Genomic DNA, 26,161 nt, shown 5'->3' with positions numbered 1-26,161 from the left:
GACAGCTTGCGCCGTCTTTCCTCATTCTCTGATGCCAGAAGATGATGTATTCGGTATTAGCATCCGTTTCCGGAAGTTATCCCAAACTGAAAGGCAGGTTGCCTACGTGTTACTCACCCGTCCGCCGCTAAGCGTCAGAGAAGCAAGCTTCTCATCAACTCCGCTCGACTTGCATGTATTAGGCATGCCGCCAGCGTTCGTCCTGAGCCAGGATCAAACTCTCCATTAAAGTTGCGAATACTTTCGCAACCGCGGCTTCAATGCCTGACCCCTAAGGGCAAGAGCATTGAACGAAGCGATCACTTCGGTCTTCGCTTTAAAAGAAAGCACCATGTGCTCGTTTAAAACGTGGCGATTCTTGATTGCTCAAGAATCTTTATTCTCACGATGATCTTCATCATCGCGACTCACTTACTGTTCAGTTTTCAAGGAGCAAACTGTGATGCTCGTTTCTGCTGTTCAATGTTTCGCTCGCAGCAGCAACTCTTATATATTAGCATGTTCGTTTTCGTTTTACAAGTCTTTTTTGAAATCTTTTTTTCAGCTTCTTGCGAAGCTCAATTTCCGACTTCATTTCGACCCGCTCACTTGTTCGAACCGCACCGGCGCTCTCTCAAGGCCGTTCCTAGAATATATCATGCTGATATACAGAAAGCAAGCATTTTTTCGAAAAAACTTTTAAAACACGTCGTTTGCTTATTGTACACCTTGTTTTGAGGCTGAACGACTTGATCGACTGCGCCAAAATGCCGATTCGGTGTTAAATGGAAGGCTGGTCAAACTATTGGTTACTCTCCTTTTAGATACGCTGCTTATTGCCCTGCTTCTCCCCTTTGGGCCACAGCGTATAACTGAAGCTAATCAGGAAGTCGATACCCAGTACCATTCCCCATCTGACGATCCACGCTTGCAGCGCTTGGGACTTGTCCGCATTCCCGATCAGCAGGATCATTCCCGCCAGCAAGATACTTCCGATCGTCCAGGCGAGCAGATGTCGGTACCAACCTTGTCTTTGCGCAGCCGCATGGGCTTGTCCGCTTTTTGCTTTCTCGGCCGGCTTAGGTCCGTTTGCATATCGGTACGCGAAACGTTCGTCCGCCCACTGGATCATCCGATGTCCGAACGCGACAGTACACCCGATATAAACGGCGGCCAGTCCGTGCACGAAACCGGCTTCCGAGCCTTGCCTGATATCCACGATCGTCGCGCCGAGCAGCATCAGATCGACGACGGGCGTCATCGCCAGCATTACGGCCCCCGCTTTCTTTTTCTTCCATACATAACGAGTCAGCAGCCCGGCCAACACGATCACCCAAAACCCGACTTCGCAGCTCACGATCAACCAGCCGATCATTCCCATGTTCTCGCTCTCCTTTTTAGCACGAATGTATTATATAAAAACATTCTAACACAATTGTATTAAAAAGAAAACTGTTGCGCGCTTCGGTGCTATAATTGAGATATGCCAAAAATCGTCGATCACGAACAACAAAAAATCAAAGTGGCCGAAGCGGCCTGGAGGGTGATTCGCCGTTCGGGCATCGAAAACGCTTCGGTACGCAACGTCGCCCAGGAAGCCGGTATCTCGCCGGGTTCGATGCGCCATTACTTTTCTACGCAAGCGGAGCTGTTTTCTTTTTCCATGAGTCTGGTGTCGGAACGGGTAGCGACGCGGATCGCTGCGCTGGACTACGATCGTCCGATGCCGGAAGTCGCGCGAGACGTGCTGCATGAATTGGTTCCTTTGAGCGAAGAAGGCCGGGCGGAGATGGAAGTGTGGCTCGCTTTCGTGTCCAAGTCGCTGTCCGAACCTTCGCTGCACGGTCACGCGCAAAAGGTCTACGACCAATTGAGATCGGCGATGCTGCTCGTGGTGCGAGGACTGATCCAGTACGGCTCCGCTTCGAAAAAGCTGAATCTGGAACAGGAAGCGGAACGGATGCACGTCTTCGTGGACGGGATCGCTTTGCACGGCCTGACTTATCCCGACCGCATGCCGCCTGACCGGATGGAGAAGCTGCTGGACGAGTATCTGGATTCGTTATGCCAAAAGCAAAGCTGACTTCGACTACAAAAGCTGTAAGACAATGCCCCATGAACGATAAAAAAGGAGGACAACAAAAAAGAGAAGGCGCATTTCGCGCCTTCTCTTTCGTTATGTTACGGCCTAACTTCATTAACCCTTACAGATTGCGCATATGCGGGAACAGCAGCACGTCGCGGATCGACGGCGCGTTGGTCAGCAGCATAACCAGACGGTCGATGCCGATACCCAGTCCGCCCGTAGGCGGCATGCCGAATTCCAGCGCGCGAATGAAGTCTTCGTCCATCTCGTGTGCTTCGTCGTTGCCTTGTTCTTTCTCCTGAAGCTGCGATTCGAAACGCTCGCGTTGATCGATCGGATCGTTCAACTCGCTGAACGCGTTGGCATGCTCGCGCGCCACGACGAACAATTCGAAACGATCGGTGAAGCGCGGGTCTTGATCGTTCTTTTTCGCCAACGGGGAGATTTCGAGCGGGTGGCCCGTTACGAAGGTAGGTTGGATCAGCGTTTCTTCAACAAACTGTTCGAAGAAGGCGTTCAGGATATGACCGAACGTCATATGCTTTTCAACCGGAACTTTGTGTTCTTTGGCCAGCGCGTGCGCTTCTTCGTCGGTCAGGTGAGCGCCGAAGTCTACGCCTGTCACTTCTTTGACCGCATCGACCATCGATACCCGGCGCCACTGCGGCTTGAGGTCGATTTGTTGGCCTTGATACTCGATCGTAGTCGTGCCCAGCACTTCTTGCGCGATATGAGCGACCATGTTTTCCACCAGGTCCATGATGTCCTTGTAGTCGGCATACGCTTCGTAAAGCTCGATCATGGTGAACTCCGGGTTGTGGCGCGTCGATGTGCCTTCGTTACGGTAGACGCGGCCGATTTCGTATACTTTTTCCAGACCGCCAACGATCAGACGCTTCAGGTGAAGCTCGATCGCGATCCGCATGTACAGTTCCATATCGAGCGCGTTGTGATGCGTCACGAATGGACGCGCCGCCGCGCCGCCCGCGATGGAGTGCAACGTTGGTGTCTCCACTTCAAGATAGCCGAGCGAGTCCAGGTAACGGCGCATCGACTGAATGATCTTCGAGCGCAGAATAAACGTCTGTTGCACTTCCGGATTCACGATCATGTCCACGTAGCGCTGACGGTAACGCAGCTCGACGTCTTTGAGACCGTGGTATTTGTCCGGCAGCGGTTGGAGCGACTTGGTCAGAACAGTGAGTTCGGCCACTTTGATCGTCGTCTCGCCAGTCTTTGTTTTAAACACGGTTCCGCGCACGCCGACGATATCGCCGAGGTCGAGAATCGTGAACGCGTCGTATTGTTCTTCCGGCACGCTGTCTTTACGTACATATAATTGAATACGGCCGGTCAGGTCTTGAATATGCGCGAAGCTGGCTTTACCCATAGCACGTTTGGCCATGATGCGACCCGCCAACGTCACTTCGACCGCTTTTTCTTCCAGCTCGTCTTTTTCGATCGCGTCGTACTTGGCAATGATGCCTGCTGCCGTCTCATTGCGTTCAAACTTAGCGCCGAACGGGTCGATCCCGAGTTCTTTCAATTCGCCCAGTTTTTCGCGACGTACCTTGAGCAGTTCGCTCAGTTCGACTTCCTGGTTCTCGTGGTTTGTGTTTTCTTCAGACACTTGTCTTTCAGCTCCTGTCCTTAGCGATTGCCCGCATGATTGATCGTTCGCCGACCTCGCTTATCGTCAACCTATATTATCGTTCCAAATCGCCTTATTCGTCAACCGCGAAAGCCGCTTGGTTGGCGGGTAAATGCGCGTCCGTCGAGCTTTTTACAGCAAAAAACTTCCCGCTATCGTTCAGGCACAAGCCAAAACGGTCACGGGAAGCCGGGAAGCCGAAGACGCCAAACGGCGTCCGATCGGAAACGTCATTATTTTTTGATCTCGATAATTTCGTATTGAAGGACGCCTGCCGGAACGGTGACTTCGACTTTTGCCCCTTTGGACTTGCCGAGAAGTGCGCTGCCGACCGGACTTTCATTGGAAATACGGTTCTCCAGCGGATTCGACTCTGCCGAACCTACGATGGTGTATTCCATCTCGTCGCCGAACTCCAGGTCTTTGACCAATACAGTCGATCCGACGCTCACGATATCCGTGCCGATTTCGTCAGCATTGATGATCCGCGCGTTGCGCAGCATTTTTTCCAATGTAATAACTCTTCCTTCAATGAAGGCTTGTTCGTTCTTGGCGTCTTCGTACTCGGAGTTTTCGCTGATATCTCCATAGCCGATTGCGACTTTAATACGCTCCGCAACTTCGCGGCGCTTAACGGATTTCAGGTTTTCCAACTCGTCTTCCAGTTTCTTCAGCCCGTCCTGGGTGAGAATGACCTCTTTATCGCTCATCTGTACCGATTCTCCTGTCATGTGAATAGTAGATTTTCGCACTCTCACATCCGGTTAATTACGAAATCCCTTTGAAGACGGCAACGGCAAAATAGAAACGACCACGCCTTAAAGACATAGACGTGTTCCGTTTCTCGACTTAAGAAATATAGTGACGGGCAGCCAGGGCCAAAGCCGTTATATCTCCAAGAACGTCGGTGGACCTATTGACCGATTGGTCAATGTAAGACACCGTTCGCGTCTATCAATTGCCGCATCCAGACAAAGCGTGCATATTCCGCATTTTGGAATTTATGTTGCTGAGGCGAATTTTATACTGACAAATTATATGGGAAGGAATACGAAAAGTCAATGCGTTTCCTTGCTCAATTGTAAACGTTTTATTTCAACAAAAAAGGACCAAATACGCTGGCCCTTTTCGTCGAAAGTTCGAGAATTTTGCCTAAAGATGTTCCACGGGGAGCACTTACGCTTCCGCGGCCACCAATTGTGGAAGGTTGGCGATATACTGATCCAGGATTCCGATCATCTCGCTGCGAGTCGTTCCTTCCATAATGGAATCTTTGATACTCGCAGAACCTTTCAAGCCTTTGAGATACCAGGACAGATGCTTGCGCATCTCGCGAATGGCCACATTCTCTCCCCGAAGCGCGATCAAACGATCCATATGCAGAACGGCGATACGAATCTTTTCTTCCGGTGCCGGATCTTCGACCAGCTCGCCCGTTTCCAAATAATGAATAGTGCTGTACAGCATCCACGGATTGCCCAGTGCGCCGCGCCCGATCATCACGCCGTCGCACCCGGTCGTGTCCAGCATGCGCTTGGCGTCTTCCGGCGTATTCACGTCACCGTTGCCGATCACCGGAATATTCACCGAATCCTTGGCCAGCTTGATCCAGCTCCAATCGGCGGTGCCGGTATAGAGCTGTTCGCGCGTACGCCCGTGCACGCTGATCGCGCTGGCTCCGGCCGCTTCGGCGGCTTTGGCATTTTGCTCGATAAAAATATGTTCGCTATCCCAGCCGATCCGCATTTTCACGGTAACGGGCTTTTGCACAGCGGCGGTCACGGCGGTCACCATCTCGTAAATTTTGTCCGGGTTGAGCAACCAGCGCGCGCCCGCATCGCATTTGGTCACTTTCGGTACCGGGCAGCCCATATTGATATCAATGATATCGGCATTGGTCTCCTGATCGACGACTTTGGCCGCTTCGACAAGCGAAGCGCGGTCCCCGCCGAAAATTTGCAGGCTGAGCGGCTTTTCGCGGTCGTCGACGAACAGCATTTCGCGCGTACGCTTGTTGCCGTGGAGGATCGCTTTGTCGCTGACCATCTCCGCGCAGACAAGCCCCGTTCCGAATTCTTTGGCGATCAGACGGAAAGCGGGATTGCACACGCCGGCCATCGGAGCCAGCACGACACGGTTTTTCATTTGGATATCGCCAATCTTCAGCATTGTGAAATCACCTCGTTGTATAGAAAAAGTAAATCAAATTTGAAATATAACAGCTACTTTGATCGAAAAACGGCCTTCACGTTACGGAAACAGGGGACTGCCGAAACGGACAATGCCCGAAGCTTCGCCAAGCTCGATCAGCGAATCGTCCACCAGCTTGCGCAAGCCGGACGGCTCATCCTGCGGCACTATATCTTCAAGCGGCACGAGTACGAAAAAGCGTTCGTGCATTCGCGGATGCGGGAGCGTCAGGTCCGTGCTCTCGATCGCAAGCCCGTCCATCCATAGCAAATCCAGATCCGCCGTGCGCGGTCCGTAACGGATATCCCGCACGCGGCCCAAGCGGTTTTCCACGTCCTGCATCACGGTGAGCAATCGATGGGGCGCCAGCGCCGTCCGAAGTGCCACAGCCATGTTCAAAAAAGCAGGCTGGTCGGCATATCCGACAGGATCGGTCTCGTATACATCCGAAGCGCGGACGACGTCGATCTCCGCATGTTCGTTCAACATCCGGAGCGCTTCGCGCAACGTCTCTTCGCGGCGGCCAAGATTGGCCCCCAAAGCAATATAAGCCTCTGATCGATCAGAGGTGAAATTCGGCGTTTGTTCTGTCATCGTCTACTCGTCTCTCTTTCGGCTGCGTCGGATCTCTACCGTCACGCCTTCGAAATGGATATCGAACGGCGGATGCGGCTTGGTTACACGTACCGTTGCAGCGTCCACCCTAGTATACGTGCCGAGTACAGCGGATGCAATACGTTCAGCCAGCGCCTCGATCAATTGAACGGACTCGCCCTCAACGACACTTTTTACCGTCTCATGCACTTCCGCATAGTTGACTGCCCGAGTCAGATCATCCGTCAACCCGGCAGCAGAAAGATCCATCTCAAGCTCCAATCCGATATAAAAACGTTGCCCCAATCGGCGTTCTTCCTCAAACACCCCGTGGCGTCCGTAATATTCCATGCGTGAAATGATCATTTTATCCATCGTATAAACTCCGCCCTTTTATAAAAAGTCATAGTCGATTGCGTTAAGTCAGTACCGTGTAGGATCTGCCTGATTCTGCATATAGCATGGCGTCGCACATCGCAACGGTACGCTTGATAGAGGCTACATCGTGCACGCGCACAATCTGACACCCCTGGGCAATACCGAAAGCAACCGTAGCCGCCGTGCCTTCCACGACGTCGTTAACCGGAAGATCCAGCACTTCTCGGATGAATCGTTTGCGCGAGGTTCCGAGCAGCACCGGGAAGCCCAGCTCGACCAGTCCGTCCAGCTGCGTCATCAAACGTAAGTTCTCCGAGCCGTTTTTGGCAAATCCGATCCCCGGATCGAGAATGATATTTGCATCCCGAACGCCGGCGGCACGGGTGATTTGGACACTCTCCATCAAGTCGGCAGCGACATCCGCGTACAGATCGGCGTAGTTCGCTTCCGGTCGATTGTGCGTGAGAATAACCGGGCAACCCGCATCCGCAGCGACCTGCGCCATACGGGTGTCCGCTTTGCAGCCCCAGACATCGTTGATGATATGCGCGCCCGCAACCAGGGATTGGCGCGCAACCTCGGCTTTGTATGTATCGACGGACAGCGGGATGCCGGGTAGCTCGCGACGCAGCGCTTCGACAACAGGCAGGATACGCGACAATTCCTCGTCCAACGATACCGGATCGGCGCCCGGACGGGTAGATTCGCCTCCGATATCGATCAAGTCGGCTCCGGCCAGCACCATTTCGCGCGCATGCCGCACGGCTGACTCCACATTCACATAACGTCCTCCGTCGGAGAAGGAGTCCGGCGTTGTATTTAAAATCCCCATGATACGAGTGGCACGTCCCAGATCCAGACGAACATCTTCCCAAGCGTAATGACGGATATGAAGAGTAGGCTTCATGTTTAATTCCCCGTTTCTTTCGTATAATGGCGGTAATGCTCGGTCAGCTTGAGGGTCAGTTCGCCTGGACGTCCTTCGCCGATGATCGATTCCGGTACGTCAGCGTCCAATCCCCGAAGCAGACGCACCGGGACGATCTCCTGCACCGAGCCGGTCAGAAAGATCTCATCGGCTTGTTGGAGGTCGCCCAGCGTATAGGTTCCTTCTTCGGCCTTGATCCCGTTCTTGGCGGCAAGCTCCAACACGAAGGCTCGGGTGATACCGGGCAGGATCCCCGTATCGAGGGTCGGCGTGTGCAGTCTTCCGTTTTTGACAAAAAACAGATTGCTGACGATGCCTTCCGCGATATAGCCTTCCCGCGTCAGCATCAACCCTTCTGCCCCCTGCGAACCGGAAATGCCGCCCAGTTCGCGACGCCCCAGAATGCCGTTCATATAATGGAGCGATTTTAACCGCTGCGCCCCCTCCGGCGTATTGCGGGGCGTACGCAGCACCTGAAGCGTCCGCCCTTCGGTGTACCAGGATTCCGGCGACTTTGGCAGTTCTTTGATGTACACGATGCGGGTCGGCGATTCGTAAAGCGGACCCGAAGGCAAGCCCATCTCGTCTTCGCCCGCGGTTAAGGTCAGACGGATATAAGCTTCGTTGAGCCGATTGGCTTTTAACAAGGATGCAATCTCGGCACGCAGTCCGTCGGCTTCAATATCCCAGGCGATTCCCAGCTCCGTCGCGCCCTGCTCCATCCGCTGCAAATGGCGTTCGAGCAGGAAGGGTTCGCCGTTGTAGGTGCGAAAAGTCTCGAACAAGCCCATCCCGTACATCAATCCATGATCCATCACCGAGACGGACGCAGCCGCAGCTGAAACGATCTGACCGTTCAGGCCAATAACGTTCACGCCTGTATTCATAGCGGTGACCCTGCCAAGTGTTCGCGTCCTAAAAAGCGGGCAAGCATCCGGTGTCCATGCTCGGTGACGATCGATTCGGGGTGGAACTGAACGCCTTCGATCGGATACTCCCGATGACGCAGCCCCATGATCTCGCCTTCCGTCGTCCAAGCCGTGATCTCCAGACAATCCGGCAGGCTGGCCTGCTCCACGATCAACGAATGGTATCTTGCCGCGGTCAGCGGCGAAGGAAGCTTTTCGAAAACCGATGTGCCGTCATGCAGCACAGGAGAGGTCTTTCCGTGCATCAATCGCTCGGCCCGAACGACTTTGCCTCCAAAAGCCTGCCCGATCGCCTGATGGCCGAGGCATACGCCCAAAATCGGAATTTCCCCTTTGAAAACGTCGATGACCTCAAGCGTGATGCCGGCCTCATTCGGCGTGCAGGGACCAGGCGACAGCAACAGATGATCCGGAGCAAGCTCCCGAATACTGTCAATATCGATCTCATCGTTACGCCGCACGATAACCTCTTCGCCAAGCTCGCCCAGATACTGCACCAGGTTGTAGGTAAACGAATCGTAGTTGTCGATGACCAGAATCAATCTACTCCCCCTCTCTCGCTTGCGGCAGCCGCGCGTTCCGCACACCAGACGGCGCGACCTACGGATCTTGCCTTATTATGACACTCCCGATATTCCCGATACGGCTCGGAGTCGATCACGATTCCTGCTCCGGCCTGCATATGACCCACGCCGCCTTGAACGACGAGGGTACGAATAATAATATTTAATTCCATATTGCCCGCGTAGTCAATCCAGCCCATCGAGCCTGTATAAGGCCCGCGACATACAGGCTCCAGTTCTTCGACGATCTGCATGGTGCGGACTTTGGGGGCTCCCGTGATCGTTCCACCAGGGAAAACTCCGGCGATCACGTCGTACGGTGTTTTTCCCGGCGCAAGATCGGCTTCGACCTGAGACACGAGGTGCATCACATGCGCGTACCGCTCAATCGTCATCAGCTCCGGTACGCGGACCGAACCGTAAGCGGCTACACGCCCCAGATCATTGCGTTGCAAATCGACAAGCATGATATGCTCGGCCCGTTCCTTTTCGCTACCCGTCAGCTCTTCGGCCATACGCCGGTCTTCTTCGCCGTTAGCCCCTCTTCGTCTCGTGCCTGCGATCGGCCGAGCCGCCAAACGCCCTTCTTCCAATCGAACAAGCAGCTCCGGAGATCCCGATACCAGCTGGAAATCCGGGAAACGAAGAAAACCCATGTACGGCGAAGGATTTACGATGCGCATCCATTCGTAGACTTGCTCGGGCGAAGCTTGCAGTTTACGCTGCTTGCGAAGCGACAGGTTGACTTGGAAAACGTCGCCGCTGCGAATATATTCCTGAATGCGAAGCACCGCGTCTTGAAATGCCTTTTGTCCGAAAGTCGTCTCGAAGCCATCGACATCGCTGCGACCCGACATATGCTGTTCCGCTTCGGCAATCACCTCGTCCCGACGCGCCTCGTTCCACGGTAATTCTGCGCGTTCGAAGCTCTGCCAGCGTTCCAGCATATGCTGCGCTTCTTCGGCTGCGCGTTCATAAGCCGTAGCGAGTTCTTTTTCACGAACAGCCGAATCCGATTGCGAGGCTTGCCCGGTTTGCTCAAGCTCGCCGATCGGCACGGAAACGCAAGCATATACATGCCGCTCTTCGTGATCGATCACCCACAACTGCCGCAGCCGCATAAAGGCATAGTCCGGCAGCCCGGCTTGAGCCAGATCGTCATCGGCCAACAGCGGCAGCTTTTCGAGCGAACGCGCTACGTCATACGCCAGGTATCCGACTGCGCCGCCGAAAAACTTCGGTGCGCCGGGCACACGCGGCGCACGATGCGGCTCCATCCAGCGACGAATCGCGTTGAGAGGAGAACCTTCTTTTTGCGACGGTTCAAATTCGGATTCGGTTGTCCGATTTTTTGCCCGGTATAAATGGCGTTCATAATCAGTAACTTCCGCTTCCTCTCCCCGGCCGCGAAGAACAGACTCGGCTTCCAGCCCAAGAAACGTATAACGTCCTTCTTTGCCGCTTTCCAGCACGAAGGCATGAGGAGACGCTTCGCTCCATGCCTCCAACCAAGACTCCGGCCGCCTTTGTAATTGACCACGCAATAGATAAGGAAAACGGGTATACCCCTGTTCCTTCCACTCTGCCCACTGGGCAAGAGTTGTCAGGTTCTCGCTCAATCTGTCCGCACTCCTTCGAAATATCAGCTTGAATAGATCTCATTTGATTTTTGTTCATTATACGATGAAGGTGCCGGATACGGTAGCCGTAAACGAAAAGTCAAAGTACTAGGGCGTGTCTTCAAACCTCGATGGAAGCAGATTTTGCCGAATTTTCGTTCTCAACAAGGAACTTTTACGAAGGCGTGCCGGGGCACGTCAAGGCAAAGTGACGTAGGAGAGGGCGAAAAGGCGGCAAAAGATGCACATTGGCAGGTTTGAAGACACGCCCTAGCATTTTGCGAATCCTATTCAATGAATAAAAAAACCCCCAACCCATGCAGTCGCACGAGCCAGGGGTTTGCTATTCGATTCCGTGCAACGCCGTTCGTCGGAAAAACGAATTAAGCTTCGAAGTTGTACAGCGGTGTGCTCAGGTAGCGTTCGCCGTTACTTGGTACGATCACGACGATGCGCTTGCCTTTGCCCAGTTCTTTGGCTACTTTGAGTGCTGCGAATACGGCTGCGCCGGACGAGATACCGGACAGAATGCCTTCTTCCTTGGCTACGGTACGTGCAGTCTCAAATGCTTCGTCATTTTCTACATGCAGAATTTCGTCGTAGATCTTCTGATTCAAAATATCGGGCACGAAGTTCGCGCCGATACCCTGAATTTTGTGCGGACCCGGTTTGCCGCCGGCCAAAATCGGAGAAGCCGCAGGCTCGACCGCATAAATTTTCACTTCGGGGAAGCTTGCTCTCAGCACTTCGCCAGCACCGGAGATCGTACCGCCTGTACCGATACCTGCGATAAACGCGTCTAGCGTACCCCCGATAGACTGAATCGCTTCCACGATCTCAGGTCCTGTCGTCTCGCGGTGGATCTTAACGTTCGCTTCGTTCTTGAACTGCTCCGCCATGAAATAGTCCGGATTCTCCTTGAGCAGCTCTTCGGCTTTGCGTACTGCTCCGTTCATGCCTTCCGCGCCCGGTGTCAGTACGAGTTCCGCTCCGTAGGCACGCAGCAAGTTGCGACGCTCCAAGCTCATCGTTTCCGGCATGACGATTACGGATTTGTATCCCTTCGCCGCTGCTACCATGGCCAGGCCGATCCCCGTGTTGCCGCTGGTCGCTTCGATGATCGTGCCGCCCGGCTTCAGACGTCCGTCCGCCTCCGCAGCTTCCACCATGCTGATCGCGATCCGGTCTTTAACGCTTGCGCCCGGGTTTTGGTATTCCAGTTTGACATAGATTTCCGCGCTGTCTTCCGGTACGATCCGGTTTAGTCGGACAAGCGGTGTATCTCCGATCAGATCGGTAATGCTGTTAACGACTTTGGCCATGGTAAATCCTCCTTCGGAATGGGTGAGCTTATATGATTTTTGTTTGCATTCGGTACCTTTGCCAACTTAATCCGAGTGAAAAAGTAGGCTTTCAACTTTCTTTATATTAGCAAATCCCGACGCAAGCTGTCAACGAATCCAAGCCTGTATAGGCGACGTATTTCAAACTTTATTCCGTTTTGAATTTATTTATCGACGTTTAGGATTAGGAGCAACGGGTAATTTTCCAATAAGAAATTCGCACAAACCCAAATATCCGTATACAAAAGGAGGACGACAACATGAAACGGAAAAACACACTGCTTGGAGTCGCTGTCGGTCTGGGGGCCGCTTACCTGCTTCGTAACAAGGATTCCCGAGGCAAACTGATGAACCAGATTCAATCGATGGGCCGCAGCAAATCGGACAAGGTCAGCGATAGTACGGTGATTTAAAATCAGGAACAAAAGACCGCTCTTTTTCAGGAACGTTACAAGGCTGCCTTCGAAAGTTACGTATGCGCGGGAAGCGAGAAGACTGCGAGAAAAATCCTTTCAATCCGCTGTCTCGCTTGGCAAACTTGAATTAAATTTGAGATGTAGTTTTCCAAGTTCAAAGGCGTCTTAAACTGAATTTTTCTCTACGTCTTCTCGCCTCCGGCTACGTTGGGTTTTCTCAAAACGTTAAGACCGTTCCTGAAAAGGAACGGTCTTTTGGTATGTCCTCGATTTACGACAGCTCAGACTTTCTTCTATACCTTGCAAAAACTTAATATGGCGCGATTAGTCGGATATTTTTAAGCGCGAGTCTGCTCCAAAATACGCTCCAGATCTTCGCGTTCGAATTGGTACGCTTCGTTGCAGAAGTGGCAAACCACCTCGGCTACGCCTTGCTCGTCGATAATGGCCTGAATTTCTTCCGATCCCAGGCTGACCAATGTGCGCTCGACGCGTTCGCGCGAGCATTCACACTTGAACCGTACATCCATCGACTCCTGGATCTGTACGTCCGGCAGTACCCATTTGATGACTTCTTCCGGAGACAAGCCTTGATCGATCAATGCCGATACCGGAGGCAGCGTCGAAATCGCGTGCTCAATCGCATCGATCTCGTCATCCGCCAAGCCTGGCAGCAGTTGGACGATCAAGCCGCCCGAACTGATCACCGCTCCGTCGGGAGCGACCAATACGCCGATTCCGACTGCGGAAGGCGTCTGCTCGGAAGCCGCGAAATAATACGTGAAGTCTTCGCCCAGCTCGCCCGATACGATCGGTACGCTGCCGCGGTAAGGTTCTTTGAGGCCGAGGTCTTTGATGACATACAGGAATCCTTCCGTGCCGACTGCGCCCGCAACGTCCAATTTGCCCATCGCGTTGCTTGGCAGATGCACATGCGGATGATCGACATAACCGCGCACGTCGCCTTTGGCATTGGCGTCAACCACAATCTGACCGAGCGGGCCGTTGCCTTTGACCTGAATGGTCAATTTCTCGTTGCCTTTCAACATCGCCCCCATCATGGTTGCGGTTGTCAATGTACGTCCCAGGGCTGCCGTAGCTGTCGGGAACGTGTCATGCCGGCGGCGCAGCTCCTCAACCAATTTTGTACTGCGTACGGCAAAAGCACGCACCTTACCTCCAAGTGCTGTACCTCTTACCAAATAATCGCGCTCTTCCCGGTTCTCCGAACCGTCGTTATGGGTATGCTCCAGATTTTCCATCTGTATTTCCCTCCATCCTGGTTGCCGGTAGCTAGTACCTTGGCCGCATCAAATTTAAGGTTTTCGATGAGCCTAACATAACCTCTTAAGCGGTCATGGTACTTGTCGCAAGTCCAGGCAACTCGTTTTTTTTTATTTATGCTTTAACGATGCGATTACGCTTATAGATCAAACGCAGTCCTTCAAGGGTAAGCAGCGCATTCACTTCGTGCACGGATTCAGTCTCCGCGCAGATCAAAGGAGCCAGTCCTCCTGTTGCGACAACCTTAAGATCCTCAGCATCCATTTCCTTGCGTATACGTTTAACGATACCATCCACTTGCCCGGCATATCCATAAATAATTCCGGCCTGCATGGCATGAACCGTATTGCGCCCTATGACCTTCTTTGGCTTTTCCAATTCGATTCTTGGCAACTTGGATGCACGCTGATACAGCGCCTCCGTAGAGATGCCTATGCCGGGTACGATCGCGCCGCCCAAATAATTCCCCTGCGCATCGATACAATCGAATGTCGTTGCTGTGCCAAAATCAACAACGACCAGCGGACCTCCATACAATTCAACGGCGGCAACGGCGTTGACGATTCGGTCTGCACCTATTTCCCGCGGATTTTCGTAACGAAGGTTCAATCCCGTCTTAATACCAGGTCCCACGATAAGAGGTGTCTTTTTCAAATACGTCCGACACATCTGCTCGATTACGCCGACGATCGGCGGTACGACCGAAGAGATCATCACCCCTTCAATCTTGTCTGCATCTACGCCCGACATACGAAATAGATTATAGATCATTACCCCGTATTCGTCGCTCGTCGCTTGTCGACTGGTGCTGATTCGAAAATGATGCAGCAGTTCACTGCCTTCATACATACCGAGCACAATATTGGTGTTGCCGATATCCACTACAAGAATCACGCCGTTGTTGTCCTCCTTTGCGGTCACTTTGACCGCCTTCTGCATTGTACCATTATCCGGGGGAGCGGGCACTACTACCTGTCTTCTCCAGCATACGAAAAGACCGGAAAACGAGGGTCCGTTTTCCGGTCTTGCTTGATCTTCATGCTACACCTGGCTTGAGAAAAGGATCAGTATCCGAAATATTGGCCGAATAGCCTATTTCATTAGGACTGTGTCGTTCCGCCGCCTGAGTCGCCGCGTTTGTCCAGCGTATTATTCGGGATATCGCCGTCTTTGCCGAGATCTACCGTATCGGATTCGTCCAAACGAACTTTGGATTCCCCGATACTGTCGAATGTCGGTTCAGCTGCCGGCTCGGAGCCTTCGCCTTCCGGTTTGTTCGTTACGCCTTCCGGCGCTTCGATCGAACCATACTCGATCAGATTACGGATCTGATCCAGTTCCAGCGTTTCGACTTCAAGCAGCGTGTTGGCGATCAAATGAACTTCTTTCGCACGTTCGGTCAGGATTTGGCGCGCTCTCTCATACGATTCGTTGATAAAGCGTTGCATTTCCTGATCGATCTCATGAGCTACAGCGTCGCTGTAATTCGGCTCGTGTCCAAGATCGCGGCCCAAGAAGACCTGACCTTGACCGGTTCCGAACTGCATCGGGCCGAGCTTCTCGCTCATACCGTATTCCATGATCATGCTGCGTACGATACCGGTAGCTTGTTGGAAGTCGCTATAAGCGCCTGTACCGATTTCGCCGATAAAGATTTCTTCCGATACGCGTCCGCCCAGCAAGCCGGTTACGCGGTCAAGCAGTTCCTGCTTGGTCACGAGCATCCGATCTTCCTTAGGCATCATGATCACGTATCCGCCTGCGCGTCCACGTGGAATGATGGTAACTTTATGCACGGTATCGGCATGTTCCAGGAAGTAGCCTACGATGGTATGACCCGCTTCGTGGTAAGCCACGATGCGTTTCTCGCGATCGCTGATCACACGGCTTTTCTTCTCGGTACCGACGATAACGCGATCGATCGCTTCATCGATTTCGTTCATCGAAATATCTTTGCGGTCGCGACGAGCCGCGATCAATGCGGCTTCGTTCAGAAGGTTCTGAAGATCCGCACCGGAGAATCCGGTTGTACGCTTCGCGATCTTATCCAGCTGAACGTCTTTCGTCAGTGGCTTGTTGCGTGCGTGAACGTGCAGTACCGCTTCGCGTCCTTTCACGTCTGGGCGGTCAACCGTAATTTGACGGTCGAAACGTCCCGGACGCAGCAAGGCCGGGTCAAGGATATCCGCGCGGTTGGTCGCCGCGATGATGATAATGCCTTCATTTTCGCCGAAACCGTCCATTTCAACGAGCAATTGGTTAAGCGTCTGCTCGCGTTCGTCGTGTCCGCCGCCAAGGCCTGCGCCCCGTTGGCGTCCGACTGCGTCGATTTCGTCGATGAAGATGATACAAGGCGAATTCTTCTTGGCATTCTCGAACAGGTCGCGCACGCGCGATGCGCCGACGCCGACAAACATTTCGACGAAGTCGGAACCCGAGATGCTGAAGAATGCCACGCCTGCTTCGCCTGCTACTGCGCGGGCAAGCAATGTTTTACCTGTACCTGGAGGACCTACGAGCAATACGCCCTTAGGAATCCGCGCACCCAGCGCCGCGAACTTACGAGGGTCTTTGAGGAACTCGACCACTTCGACCAGTTCCTGCTTCTCTTCGTCCGCACCCGCAACGTCATTGAAGGTGACTTTTTTCTTTTCTTCATTGTACAGTTTGGCTTTGCTCTTGCCAAAGTTCATGACTTTGCCGCCGCCACCCTGAGATTGATTAAAGAGGAAGAAGAACAACACGAACATCAGAATGAGCGGAATAAACGAAGTGAACAAGGTTACCCAAATGCTCTGACCCTTCATCGGCTTCCACGATACCTCTACGTCGTTCGCTTGCATCTGAGTCGTCAGACTGTCAACCACCGCTTCGGTGGATGGAATATACGTCGAGAACGTCGTCGGACCGTCTGCCTTCAACGGTTCCTTATACGTACCGGTTACCAAATAAGCATAGTTTTCGAATTGGAACGTGGCATTTTCCACGTTATTCGCTTCAACCTGCTGCACCAGTTCGTCGTATCTTGGAGCTTGGGCCGTATCCCGACCGCCGTTCAAAAATTGAATGATGCCTACCACAACAAGAAAAAGGATTAAATAAAAGCCAGAATTCCGGATGAACCGATTCATCCCCAACCTCCTCTCAAGACACTGAAGTTATTTTAACATAGTCGGTTCACACATCACAAATTCAGATGCGGAGCGGACTTCAAAGAAAAAAACATCTGATCCCGACACGCTGCTTACCTTTGCTTTTCGCCATCCGTCGCACGCCTGAATTCGAATGCCGATGGCTCTTTTATTTCGTGTAAATTTCCGGCTTGAGAACCCCGATGTACGGCAGGTTCCGGTAGTGCTCGGCATAGTCGAGACCGTAGCCTACGACGAATGCATCCGGCAGAACAAAGCCCGTGTAATCCGCTTCCATGTTGACGGAACGGCCTGATGGCTTATCGAACAACGTAACCACCTTCACGCTGTTCGCGTTACGGTTTTTCAGCAGTTCGATCAGGTGGCTTAGCGTAAGTCCGCTGTCGATGATGTCTTCCACGATCAATACGTCGCGTCCTTCCACCGTGGTGTCCAGATCTTTGATGATCTTGACAATGCCGGAGGACTTGGTTGCTGCGCCATAGCTGGAAACGGCCATAAAGTCGAGTTCGATCGGTACCGTGATACGCTTGACCAGATCGGCCATGAAAATGAATGCGCCTTTGAGCACGCAAATCACGAGCGGGTCGCGACCTGCGTATTCGCTGCTCAGCAGCTCACCCAATTCCTTAATCTTGGCTTGGAGTTCCTCTTCACTGATCAGTACTTCTTGAATGTCATTTTGCAACGTGCTTGACCCTCCTGTAATTATGATCTGAGTTAAAGCTTTAGCTTCTTTCTATACTTATAAACCAAAACCGTCAACAAAGAGCCCGATCTATCCGAATATATAGAATCTTCTCGCTCTGCCCGTCGACCCAGGCATGATTCGAACGCTTCAATCCCGCCAGCCAAATGATGCGACCTTGCGCATCGCACACAACCGGAATCAGACTTCGTTCGGACGGAGCGACTTTTTCATCGATCAGCAGATCCTTGACTTTCTTCGTGCCGGCTCCGCGCGGAAGCTCGATCCGGTCCCCCGGAAGGCGCGAACGCACGGTCAGCGGGTACTGTAGACGATCCGCATCGAAAACGGCTTCTTCCCGATTCAAACGCATAAGCGCCGAAGCAGCCGGAATCTCTCCGTCTTCCCTGAACATCAGTTCAAGACTTCCGAAATCCAGCGTACGGGTACCCGGCTCCCTGTCGATCTTCTTTGCTTCCGGAACGCCGGCCTGCGGTCTACCGAGACGGAAAAACGCACGAGCGTATTCGCGCGTACACGTTCGTCCATATCCAAGATCCAGCGTCCAGGTCGAATCGCTTGGGGAAAAAAGATGTCGGCGGACCCGGTCTACCTTCGCAAAATCGGTCTCCGCTCCCGGTTCCGACAGGTAATTTAATATTAATTTAATGAGCCTGCGTTGTAAAGCGAAGGGCTGTGCCGAAAAGCCTATTACATCAAGCTCGATACCTTCGGAATCCCTCTTACAGGTCTGTTCGTACGCCTGTAGGGTCAATTCCTGCAAGTAATCGTCCTCGGGCCCTAGCGTATCCGCCAGCCGGTTCAATGCTTCCGCCAGCTTTCCGTTATAGCTTTCCAGATGCGGGAACGTCTCCAATCGCAATCGGTTCCGGGCATAGTCGGTATGCGCATTGCTGCTATCGATCGAGTAAGCGATATGATGGCTTTCGCAAAAAGAAATCAAATCCTTCTTGTTCAGACGCAGCAGTGGCCGCACAAACCGAACGCCCTCCCACAATCGGACACGGCGCATGCCGCTCAGGCCGCTTGCTCCGCTACCGCGCAACATATGCAGCACGACCGTCTCCGCCTGATCGTCCGCATGATGGGCCAACGCCACCGCTACCGCTTGATAACGTTGGGCAACGTCCCGCAGAAAGCGATATCGGAGTTCGCGAGCCGCTGCCTGCGTGCCGAGCTTGGCCTGCTTTTTGTAGCCGCGTACATCCGGTTCCCCCAGTTCAAACGGAATACCGAGTCGGGCAGCCGCGGCGCGAACCCCGTCAGCTTCAGTTCCCGACTCATCGGGTCTTAATCCGTGGTTCACATGCGCACAGACCAATCTGAAGCCTTGCCGACCGGCCAGGCTGTGCAAAAGATACAGCAAGGCCATGGAGTCCGGACCGCCGGATACGGCTGCGACAACCGTCTCACCGGCGGCCCACATCCCGTACTCTTCTGCTTCTTCCTCGATCCCGCGTAACCATGTATGTTCATCTTTCAAAAAGGCCAAGCCTCCATTCCTCTTCGCCTCCGCGGCGTTACAGCGACAAGGCCGCATACACCACGACGCCAAGCAGCAGCAACGATCCGCAAAAAGCGACGGCGAGCAGCTTCGAAGCGCCTTTTTTCCCTTGCGGCGGATATAACCGACAAAGCGCTTTCCACTGCGCATAAGCTTCACGCGAGTTCGCAAAGCCACCTCGAAGCGCTCGGACAAGCCAGGGTTCAAACGGTTGCAGCGCCGGAATGCGTCCGGCCAACTGCACAAGATCCTCTGCGCTGCGCGTCTGCGGAAGCAGTGCCGCGTCTACCCGGCGCAACGACCGCTCGTCGAACACATGCAGACAAAGCACCGCAAACGCGAACAGGTCATAGCCGGGATCGGCTTTTCGGGTTCCGGCATTCCAGTATTTTCGGTCATACCAGCCGCTATACTGCTTTACGTTGGCTCCGATCGGGCTTGCGCCGCCGTAATCGACCAGCTCTACGCCGCCGCTTTCTTCCACTAACACGTGACAAGGCTTCAAATCCCCAAATATAAACCCTGCCTGATGCAGTCCCGACAGTCTATCCAATAATCCGAGTCCCGCCGTTCCGATCTGACGATAGCCGTACTTGCGGATATACGCATCTATAGGCACGCCTCGAACAAACTTCATCACGTAAAAGGGAACGGAACGACCATTCGTTTGATACCGATCTGCGTCAAGCAGAAAAGAACGGCGGTCGCCGTTTTCAAGCTCATGCTTTTTCAGTTCCGCCAGCACGTCGACCTCTGCCTTCAATTCCGGCTTCTCCGGCCCTGCCTTCAACGCTGCCTGCTGTCCGCTTGCTGTCCGAACCAGATAAACGTTGCCGTTCGCCCCCCGGCCAATCAGGGATTGAATCGTATATTGCCCGCCCTGGGACGCGCCGGTTACGACCGTTCCCGGCCTAAATCCCGGCAGATCTGGTGCAGCCACTTGGCATCCCGTCCTTTCCGGCGCGATTCCTTCCGAATTCCATATCCGGTATTCGCATCCAGTGTATCATAAGATCAAAACAAGTCATTAGTACTCTGTACCCGTTCAAATAGTGGGTTTACGTTTGGCCAAAACGCGCACGGGTCTAGTGCGTTTCGGACGAGCGTAACCTTACCTTCATTTGGTACAGAGTTGGTACAGAGTATTAGTTTGTTATCGGAAGACAGGGTTGTTTCGCTGAAGCCTTGGCCGACCAAAGCAAAAAACCGCGAGCGGCTGAGCTAAGCCATTCGCGGTATTCAAAGCTATGATTACGATCTTTTTGCGCCACGGCCTCCGCGCTTGGATTCCGTGTTTTTCTTGATCGAAGAAATTCGTTCTTCACTGTCCTTAAGGAAACGGGTCAATTTATCATCGAACGAAGGCTTACCGAATGCGGGCTTGCCGAATGCAGGTTTACCGCCGCCTGGAGGCCTGGAAGGTCTTCCACCGCCGCTGCCGCCTCGGTTAAATCCACCACCACTGCTGCTACCGCCGCCGCTGTTATAGCGTTCGCCGCCACCACCGCTGCTAGGACCGCGGTCTTGTCTAGGCGGACGTGAAGATGGCGCAGGGGCAGAACCGGCAGGTCTGTCCACGGTTTGCTTGATAGACAATCCGATCTTGCCGTCTTTGTCGACGTTGATGACTTTCACGGTCACCGTGTCGCCGATCTTCAGGTGATCGTTCACATCTTTTACGTAGTTGTCGGCGATTTCCGAGATATGAACGAGACCCGTGACACCTCCGGACAAATCCACAAATGCTCCGAAATGCGTAATGCCTGTCACTTTGCCCTCTAATTTGGTGCCTACTTCAATTGCCATAGAATAAAATGATCCTCCCTTAAAAATATACAGCCGAAAAAGTCGAATTTCGGTCTGCGGTGATTTGATTATAACGGAAGCGCAAACGTCGGTCAACAAACAAAACCGCGTGAAACCGCGGAAAATCTACTCTCCGCCGCCTTCTCCGGTGACGCGGATCGGGATCTCTTCCGGTTTGTACATATTGTATTCTTTACGGGCGATTTGCGAGATATATTCCGGATCTTGCAGACGCTGGATCTCGGCTTTCACTTCACCGAGTTGCGTCTCGCTTTCGGTCTTGACCGTCTGACTGGCTTCGAGTTTCGAAGCTTTGTCCGCGATCACGGAACTTTGCCCGAAGAATGTATATCCAGCCCAAGCGAATAATACAATCATCAGGACGGCCCATAGTCGAAGGCGTTTCTTACCGCTCTGCTGCCGATTGGACGATGTGCGCCGGACTGATGTCCGGGTTGTCTTGGGCGCTTGCTCAGGCTGATGTCTATTGGATTTGGTTGCTGCGGAAGTCGCTCTCATGGAACCCTCCTTCGCCGAACGGATCCACTGGCGCAAAAGGTGACGCAGTGTGTCGGCTAGTATGTAAAATTGCTACAGCAGACCGATGTCATTTTACGAAAAAGGTCGCTGAACATGATGGCTTTAGTTTTTATCGGAATATCAGTCGCCAAGCTCGATAGAGCGACAGAACTATTATTGTCAGAATTAGGATCGGTCAATAGTCTTTACTGCCTAACTTCGATACTCCCTTAAACATTAACACAAAAAAACGAGAAATGACGCGGAAATCAGCAAATTTAGCCGAAAAAGGCGTTTTCGCATGATGAGCGAAAACGCCTTTTTCCTATTTTCAAACAGCAATCAAAAGTTCAAACCTTCTTCACGTGGAATAGGTTCTTCCTTCACGACGGTATACATGCCTGCCGCTTCATCTTTGCGAGTCGTGTCGGCGATACGTTCGACGCGAACCGTGACGAGCTTCTGACCGAATTGTACGGTAATTTCGTCGCCGACTTTCACCGAAGCGCTGGGCTTGGCCTCGCGGCCATTGATCAGCACGCGACCTTGCTCAGACACGTCTTTCGCTACGGTACGACGCTTGATGAGCCTGGACACCTTCAGGAATTTATCGACACGCATAATTACTTAACCGCTTCTTTAAGTTTGTTGCCCGCCTTGAATGCAGGAACGCTGGACTCGGCAATTGTGATCGGCTCGCCCGTTTGCGGGTTGCGGCCCGTGCGACCTGCACGTTTGCGAGTTTCGAATGTACCGAAACCGATCAGTTGGACTTTGTCGCCACCTGCCAGTGCTTCAGTTACACCGTCCATGAAGCCGTTGAGTACAGCTTCGACTTCTTTTTTGCCTACGCCGCTTTTTTCCGCGATGCTGTTGATCAGTTCTGTTTTATTCATTCGTTTCATTCCTCCCGGGATTTTAAGGTTGCGTCTGTTGGCCCCCGAATGGGAAACCTAACGCTCAATAATGATAAGCGGAGTCCGGATTGTGTTCCTTACTGCCGCGGTTATCTGTTTTTGGGGATCTGTCCGTAAGCGTCTGTATAGCTTCAAACAGGTTCCGGCCGTCGCTTCCGCACGTCCTCTTCCTCATATTCTGGATAAGGGCGCATATTCCTTTCGCGTAAGCGGCGGCTTTGAAAATTTTGTGCGAAAATCCAGTTATTCTGCCGCCTTCGCTTCATTCCAAAGGTTATCCATCTCTTCGAGCGTGCTGGTTTGCGGGGAGCTTCCCCGCTCGCGCAAGCGATCTTCGATATAACGGAAACGCCGACGGAATTTGTCGTTAACGAGCGACAGCGCTTCTTCGGGATCGATCTTCAGGAAGCGTGCCGCATTGACTGCGGAGAATAACAGATCGCCGAGCTCAAGCTTGAGCGCTTCGGAATCGGCCCCCTTGGCCAACCCTTCTTTTAACTCGCCCAACTCTTCTTCGATCTTGGCAAATGCACTGGAAACCTCGTCCCAATCGAAACCGGCCTTCGCCGCTTTCTTTTGGATCTTGTAAGCCTTCATTAGCGCAGGGAGATCTTTTGGAACGCCGTCCAACAGCGAAGCTTCAGACTCGGATAAGCCTTTTCGCTTCTTCTCCTCTGCCTTCATAGCATCCCAATTCTTGAGCGCTTCCTTGGCATCGCCAGCGGCACTGTCGCCAAATACATGGGGATGACGGAAAATCAATTTCTCATTCAGACCGCGGATGACATCGTAGACGTTAAACGTCCCGACCTCTTCTTCCATTTGGGAATGGAGCATGACTTGCAACAGCAAGTCGCCCAGTTCTTCCCGCATATGATCCGGGTCGTCCTCGTCGATGGTTTCCAACACCTCATAGGTCTCTTCGATCAGGTTCTTGCGGATCGAAGCATGGGTCTGCTCCATATCCCAAGGGCAACCGCCCGGACTACGCAGGATATTGACGATCTCGTGCAAGCGGGCAAAGCTGCCGGCTCTCAAAGCATCGTCTTCGCTACGCGGTATGTACACCAGCGACAAATTGCCGTAGCCCTCCAGGCGATCCAATTCGTACAGCGGAACACGCAAAATGCGCTCTTCCCCTGCTACGCCGAGGGCATGACCCACCACGACCGGATGGTCGTCCGGATACACTTCCATCAATCCGAGTTTAACCTCAGAAGCGGTCAGCGAATCGTAGACCTGGCCAATCAGCGTATGCAGCGAAGGCCGGATGTGCTCCGATGTGACATCGGAAGAGTCCAGCAACTGAAATCCTTCGATCGGATCGAAGCCGAGCGCAACGAACGCTTGGTCCAGAAAACTCTCCCCGCCGAGTACCGTCAGCGATACGCCTGCCGCCTCCGCGTATTCGCGCAGCAGCAGGACGGTCTTCTCGGCCACCATGGGGTGTCCGGGAACCGCGTAGACCAGGTCCCCCTGATCGGCCAGTTCGACGATGCGGCGAGCGATGCTTTCGTAGACGTCGCCGAAGGACTCGCTGGCCTCGTAAACGGAGTCGAACGACTCGAAAGCAATCCCTTCGGCGGCAATCCGGTTCATAACCGGATGCTCTTTCGTCCGCACGTAAACCCGGCTTGCTCCCTGAAGAATTTTCCATATACCCAGCGTGAGCTGATCCGGGTCGCCCGAACCCAGTCCCACGACCGTAATTGCCTTACTCATTGCCCATTCCTCTCCTTCCGCTGCACCTCGCATTTTACCACTATATCACGGGTTTCGCCGAATTGCGAATCTAAAATGCGCACAAGCGTTCCCCGAAGTGGCATGCTAGCTTTCGCGCCGCAGCCGTCTTGCCAGGGCGGCGAGCTTCGCGCCGCCGGGCAGCGCGGACAGCTCCGCATCCGAGACGGCACGGGTGTACACCAGCGCAGCGACGAAGGCGAGCACGCCCGCGGCGACGCCGAAGGCGCTGGTGAGCAGCGCACCCGTGCGGCCGCCGAGTCCCGCGGCGGCAAGCAGTTCGCTTGTCAGCAAGCGAACGCCGTAGGCGGCCAGCGCCGTCAGCCCGGCGAGCAGCAGCGGCTGAAGCAGCGTACGGCGGACTCCGCCGCGCAGCCCGGTCAGACGGGCGAGCAGCAGGACGCCGAGCAGCGCGGCGACAAGGTAGGAGACGGCGCCTGCCAGGGCGGCGCCCGAGATGCCCATCAGCGGAACCAGCACCAGGTTCAGCGTCAGTTTGAGCGTAGCCGAGACCAGCAGGAACAAGGCCGGGGCGCGCACGGCTCCCATGCCCTGTAGCAGCGCGGCAGAAACGATGCCGAGCGTGCCTCCGGCAGCGGACAATGCCGTCCAGCGCAGCGCGTCAGTGCCCTGTGCGTCCGCGTACAGCATAATATTGACCGGACCGGCCAGTACGGCAAGACCTGCGGCAGCGGTCAGCCCGAGCAGCCACAGCCAGCGCAGCGCCACGCCGGCCGAAGCGGCGATGCGTTCTTCCTGCCCCCGTGCTTTGGCTTCCGCAATGGCGGGCAGCAGCAACGTGGACAGCGAGGTCGCCAGCATGAAGACGAGCTGGACGATCGGAATCCCGCGATTGTAGATGCCGAACTGTTCCATCGAGGCCAGATCGTTCCATCCGGCTCCCTGCAGGAGCCGAGGCACGGTCAGCGTATCGACCAGCCCGAGCAGCGGTTGCGACAAAGACCCGACGAACACGGGAACGGCGTAGATCAAAAGTCGTTTGATCCAGGTTCGCAACGAGGAGCTTCGCGGGTCTTCCGCGCGAAGCTCTGTGCGGGACTTTTCGGCAGCGACCGCATTCAAAGCTTTCGGATGCCCCTGCTCCAAGACTGAGGATGCCTCGAAATCCGAATCGGCGACTCCTTTTGTCTCAGCTTCCCCTACCTGTTTAGCGGGTGCAAAAGAGTCAAAGCGACGCAGTCGTTGATAACGCCGCCAGAACAGCAGCATCGTTCCCAGACCTGCCACCCCCCCGGCAAACGTGCCCAATGCCGCCCCGGCCGCAATCCGTTCATCCGCTGCTTCAAACGCGTTCAGCGTCAGAAGCAGCGCCACCATCACGGCAACGCGGACGATCTGCTCGGCGACTTGGGACACGGCTGTCGGCAGCGCCTGCTGCAATCCCTGGAAAAAGCCGCGCAGCGCCGCCATAGGCGGCACGACGAGCAGCGCAAGCGAGACCGCTCTCAGCGGCAGCAGCGTGTGCTCGCTGCCGATCCAGGCCGATACCTGCGGCGCAAGCGTCCACATGGCCAGCGCCATAAGCAATCCTGCTGAGCAGGCCGTCAGCAGGCCTGCCCGCAGTACACGGCGTACGCCCTGTTCGTCCGCGCTGGCCGTACGTTCGGCGACATACTTGGAAATGGCTGCCGGAAGCGCCGCCGTCACAAATACCGCCAGAAACGCATAAAACGAATAGACGGTCGTATAAATGCCGAACACGCCGTCTCCGCCGATATTTTGCAGCGGAATTTTTTGCAGCGTGCCGATTAATTTGGATAGGATTGCCGCGGCTCCAAGAATAAATGCCCCTCTTAGCAAGCCCGATCCCGGCGATTGGGATGTTTTCATGCC

Annotated in this window: 25 protein-coding genes and 1 rRNA gene; 2 read left to right on the top strand and 24 right to left on the bottom strand. The window is 53.9% G+C overall.

Features of this window, described 5'->3' with window-relative positions; genetic code table 11:
- A 16S ribosomal RNA gene (locus WKI47_RS03730) occupies positions 1-229 on the bottom strand; the annotation flags it as partial.
- Between the two features lie 570 nt (positions 230-799).
- Positions 800-1,360: a hypothetical protein gene (locus WKI47_RS03725; RefSeq protein WP_340225848.1), complete on the bottom strand. Its 561-nt coding sequence runs from the start codon at positions 1,358-1,360 to the stop codon at positions 800-802.
- A gap of 102 nt (positions 1,361-1,462) precedes the next feature.
- On the opposite strand from WKI47_RS03725, the gene WKI47_RS03720 reads away from it, so the two are divergent.
- Positions 1,463-2,062, top strand: coding sequence for a TetR/AcrR family transcriptional regulator (locus tag WKI47_RS03720; protein ID WP_340225847.1), 600 nt, complete (start codon positions 1,463-1,465; stop codon positions 2,060-2,062).
- A 121-nt stretch (positions 2,063-2,183) separates the two neighbouring features.
- On the opposite strand, the gene lysS is transcribed toward WKI47_RS03720, so the two are convergent.
- The 10 genes from lysS to cysK all read right to left on the bottom strand — a co-directional run bounded on the left by lysS (position 2,184) and on the right by cysK (position 12,239).
- Entirely contained in the window at positions 2,184-3,695 is a 1,512-nt protein-coding gene (gene lysS, locus WKI47_RS03715; protein WP_340225846.1) for a lysine--tRNA ligase, read from the bottom strand.
- 254 nt (positions 3,696-3,949) lie between these two features.
- Complete coding sequence (gene greA, locus WKI47_RS03710) at positions 3,950-4,426, bottom strand: transcription elongation factor GreA (protein ID WP_340225845.1); 477 nt, start codon at positions 4,424-4,426, stop codon at positions 3,950-3,952.
- Between the two features lie 466 nt (positions 4,427-4,892).
- Positions 4,893-5,885: a tRNA dihydrouridine synthase DusB gene (gene dusB, locus WKI47_RS03705; protein WP_340225844.1), complete on the bottom strand. Its 993-nt coding sequence runs from the start codon at positions 5,883-5,885 to the stop codon at positions 4,893-4,895.
- Positions 5,886-5,966: 81 nt separating this feature from the next.
- Positions 5,967-6,500, bottom strand: a complete 534-nt coding sequence (gene folK, locus WKI47_RS03700) for a 2-amino-4-hydroxy-6-hydroxymethyldihydropteridine diphosphokinase (protein WP_340225843.1) — start codon at positions 6,498-6,500, stop codon at positions 5,967-5,969.
- A 3-nt stretch (positions 6,501-6,503) separates the two neighbouring features.
- Positions 6,504-6,875, bottom strand: coding sequence for a dihydroneopterin aldolase (folB, locus tag WKI47_RS03695; protein WP_340225842.1), 372 nt, complete (start codon positions 6,873-6,875; stop codon positions 6,504-6,506).
- 43 nt (positions 6,876-6,918) lie between these two features.
- Positions 6,919-7,785 (bottom strand): dihydropteroate synthase, encoded by an 867-nt coding sequence (gene folP / locus WKI47_RS03690; RefSeq protein WP_340225841.1) that lies wholly within the window; start codon positions 7,783-7,785, stop codon positions 6,919-6,921.
- A 2-nt stretch (positions 7,786-7,787) separates the two neighbouring features.
- Positions 7,788-8,693 carry an aminotransferase class IV gene (locus tag WKI47_RS03685; protein WP_340225840.1) on the bottom strand — a complete coding sequence of 302 codons (906 nt, stop codon included), beginning with the start codon at positions 8,691-8,693 and terminating at the stop codon, positions 7,788-7,790.
- Entirely contained in the window at positions 8,690-9,277 is a 588-nt protein-coding gene (pabA, locus tag WKI47_RS03680; protein ID WP_340225839.1) for an aminodeoxychorismate/anthranilate synthase component II, read from the bottom strand. Before pabA ends, WKI47_RS03685 begins: the two co-directional genes overlap by 4 nt.
- Positions 9,274-10,917: an anthranilate synthase component I family protein gene (locus WKI47_RS03675; RefSeq protein WP_340225838.1), complete on the bottom strand. Its 1,644-nt coding sequence runs from the start codon at positions 10,915-10,917 to the stop codon at positions 9,274-9,276. The genes pabA and WKI47_RS03675 overlap by 4 nt, the downstream gene beginning before the upstream one ends.
- 383 nt (positions 10,918-11,300) lie before the next feature.
- On the bottom strand, positions 11,301-12,239 hold the full coding sequence (gene cysK, locus WKI47_RS03670) for a cysteine synthase A (RefSeq protein WP_340225837.1): 939 nt from the start codon (positions 12,237-12,239) through the stop codon (positions 11,301-11,303).
- 281 nt (positions 12,240-12,520) lie between these two features.
- Here cysK and WKI47_RS03665 point away from each other — a divergent pair, with 281 nt between their 5' ends.
- Positions 12,521-12,673 carry a hypothetical protein gene (locus WKI47_RS03665; RefSeq protein ID WP_340225836.1) on the top strand — a complete coding sequence of 51 codons (153 nt, stop codon included), beginning with the start codon at positions 12,521-12,523 and terminating at the stop codon, positions 12,671-12,673.
- 341 nt (positions 12,674-13,014) lie between these two features.
- Here WKI47_RS03665 and hslO read toward each other — a convergent pair whose 3' ends face one another.
- The 12 genes from hslO to WKI47_RS03605 all read right to left on the bottom strand — a co-directional run bounded on the left by hslO (position 13,015) and on the right by WKI47_RS03605 (position 26,158).
- Positions 13,015-13,938: an Hsp33 family molecular chaperone HslO gene (gene hslO, locus WKI47_RS03660; protein ID WP_340225835.1), complete on the bottom strand. Its 924-nt coding sequence runs from the start codon at positions 13,936-13,938 to the stop codon at positions 13,015-13,017.
- Positions 13,939-14,074: 136 nt separating this feature from the next.
- Positions 14,075-14,854 carry a type III pantothenate kinase gene (locus tag WKI47_RS03655; protein WP_340225849.1) on the bottom strand — a complete coding sequence of 260 codons (780 nt, stop codon included), beginning with the start codon at positions 14,852-14,854 and terminating at the stop codon, positions 14,075-14,077.
- Between the two features lie 206 nt (positions 14,855-15,060).
- Positions 15,061-17,091, bottom strand: coding sequence for an ATP-dependent zinc metalloprotease FtsH (ftsH, locus tag WKI47_RS03650; RefSeq protein WP_340225834.1), 2,031 nt, complete (start codon positions 17,089-17,091; stop codon positions 15,061-15,063).
- 169 nt (positions 17,092-17,260) lie between these two features.
- A complete protein-coding gene (hpt, locus tag WKI47_RS03645) occupies positions 17,261-17,800 on the bottom strand; it encodes a hypoxanthine phosphoribosyltransferase (protein ID WP_340225833.1) in 540 nt (179 codons plus the stop codon).
- Positions 17,801-17,873: 73 nt separating this feature from the next.
- The gene (gene tilS, locus WKI47_RS03640; RefSeq protein WP_340225832.1) at positions 17,874-19,304 is read right to left on the bottom strand and encodes a tRNA lysidine(34) synthetase TilS; all 1,431 of its coding nucleotides are present in this window, start codon (positions 19,302-19,304) and stop codon (positions 17,874-17,876) included.
- A 37-nt stretch (positions 19,305-19,341) separates the two neighbouring features.
- The gene (locus tag WKI47_RS03635) at positions 19,342-20,265 is read right to left on the bottom strand and encodes a protein kinase domain-containing protein (protein ID WP_340225831.1); all 924 of its coding nucleotides are present in this window, start codon (positions 20,263-20,265) and stop codon (positions 19,342-19,344) included.
- Positions 20,266-20,576: 311 nt separating this feature from the next.
- Positions 20,577-21,131, bottom strand: a complete 555-nt coding sequence (locus WKI47_RS03630) for a S1 domain-containing RNA-binding protein (RefSeq protein ID WP_340225830.1) — start codon at positions 21,129-21,131, stop codon at positions 20,577-20,579.
- Between the two features lie 126 nt (positions 21,132-21,257).
- Positions 21,258-21,650: an FtsB family cell division protein gene (locus WKI47_RS03625; RefSeq protein WP_340225829.1), complete on the bottom strand. Its 393-nt coding sequence runs from the start codon at positions 21,648-21,650 to the stop codon at positions 21,258-21,260.
- A gap of 342 nt (positions 21,651-21,992) precedes the next feature.
- A complete protein-coding gene (locus WKI47_RS03620; RefSeq protein WP_037286016.1) occupies positions 21,993-22,271 on the bottom strand; it encodes an RNA-binding S4 domain-containing protein in 279 nt (92 codons plus the stop codon).
- A 2-nt stretch (positions 22,272-22,273) separates the two neighbouring features.
- Complete coding sequence (locus tag WKI47_RS03615; RefSeq protein WP_037286019.1) at positions 22,274-22,546, bottom strand: HU family DNA-binding protein; 273 nt, start codon at positions 22,544-22,546, stop codon at positions 22,274-22,276.
- 264 nt (positions 22,547-22,810) lie between these two features.
- The gene (gene mazG / locus WKI47_RS03610) at positions 22,811-24,289 is read right to left on the bottom strand and encodes a nucleoside triphosphate pyrophosphohydrolase (RefSeq protein WP_340225828.1); all 1,479 of its coding nucleotides are present in this window, start codon (positions 24,287-24,289) and stop codon (positions 22,811-22,813) included.
- A 105-nt stretch (positions 24,290-24,394) separates the two neighbouring features.
- Positions 24,395-26,158 carry a putative polysaccharide biosynthesis protein gene (locus tag WKI47_RS03605; RefSeq protein WP_340225827.1) on the bottom strand — a complete coding sequence of 588 codons (1,764 nt, stop codon included), beginning with the start codon at positions 26,156-26,158 and terminating at the stop codon, positions 24,395-24,397.
- Positions 26,159-26,161 lie beyond the last annotated feature (3 nt).

It is taken from the genome of Saccharibacillus sacchari (assembly GCF_037722395.1).
GTDB classification, from domain to species: domain Bacteria; phylum Bacillota; class Bacilli; order Paenibacillales; family Paenibacillaceae; genus Saccharibacillus; species Saccharibacillus sacchari_A.
This window is presented reverse-complemented; position numbering and strand designations above follow the sequence as displayed.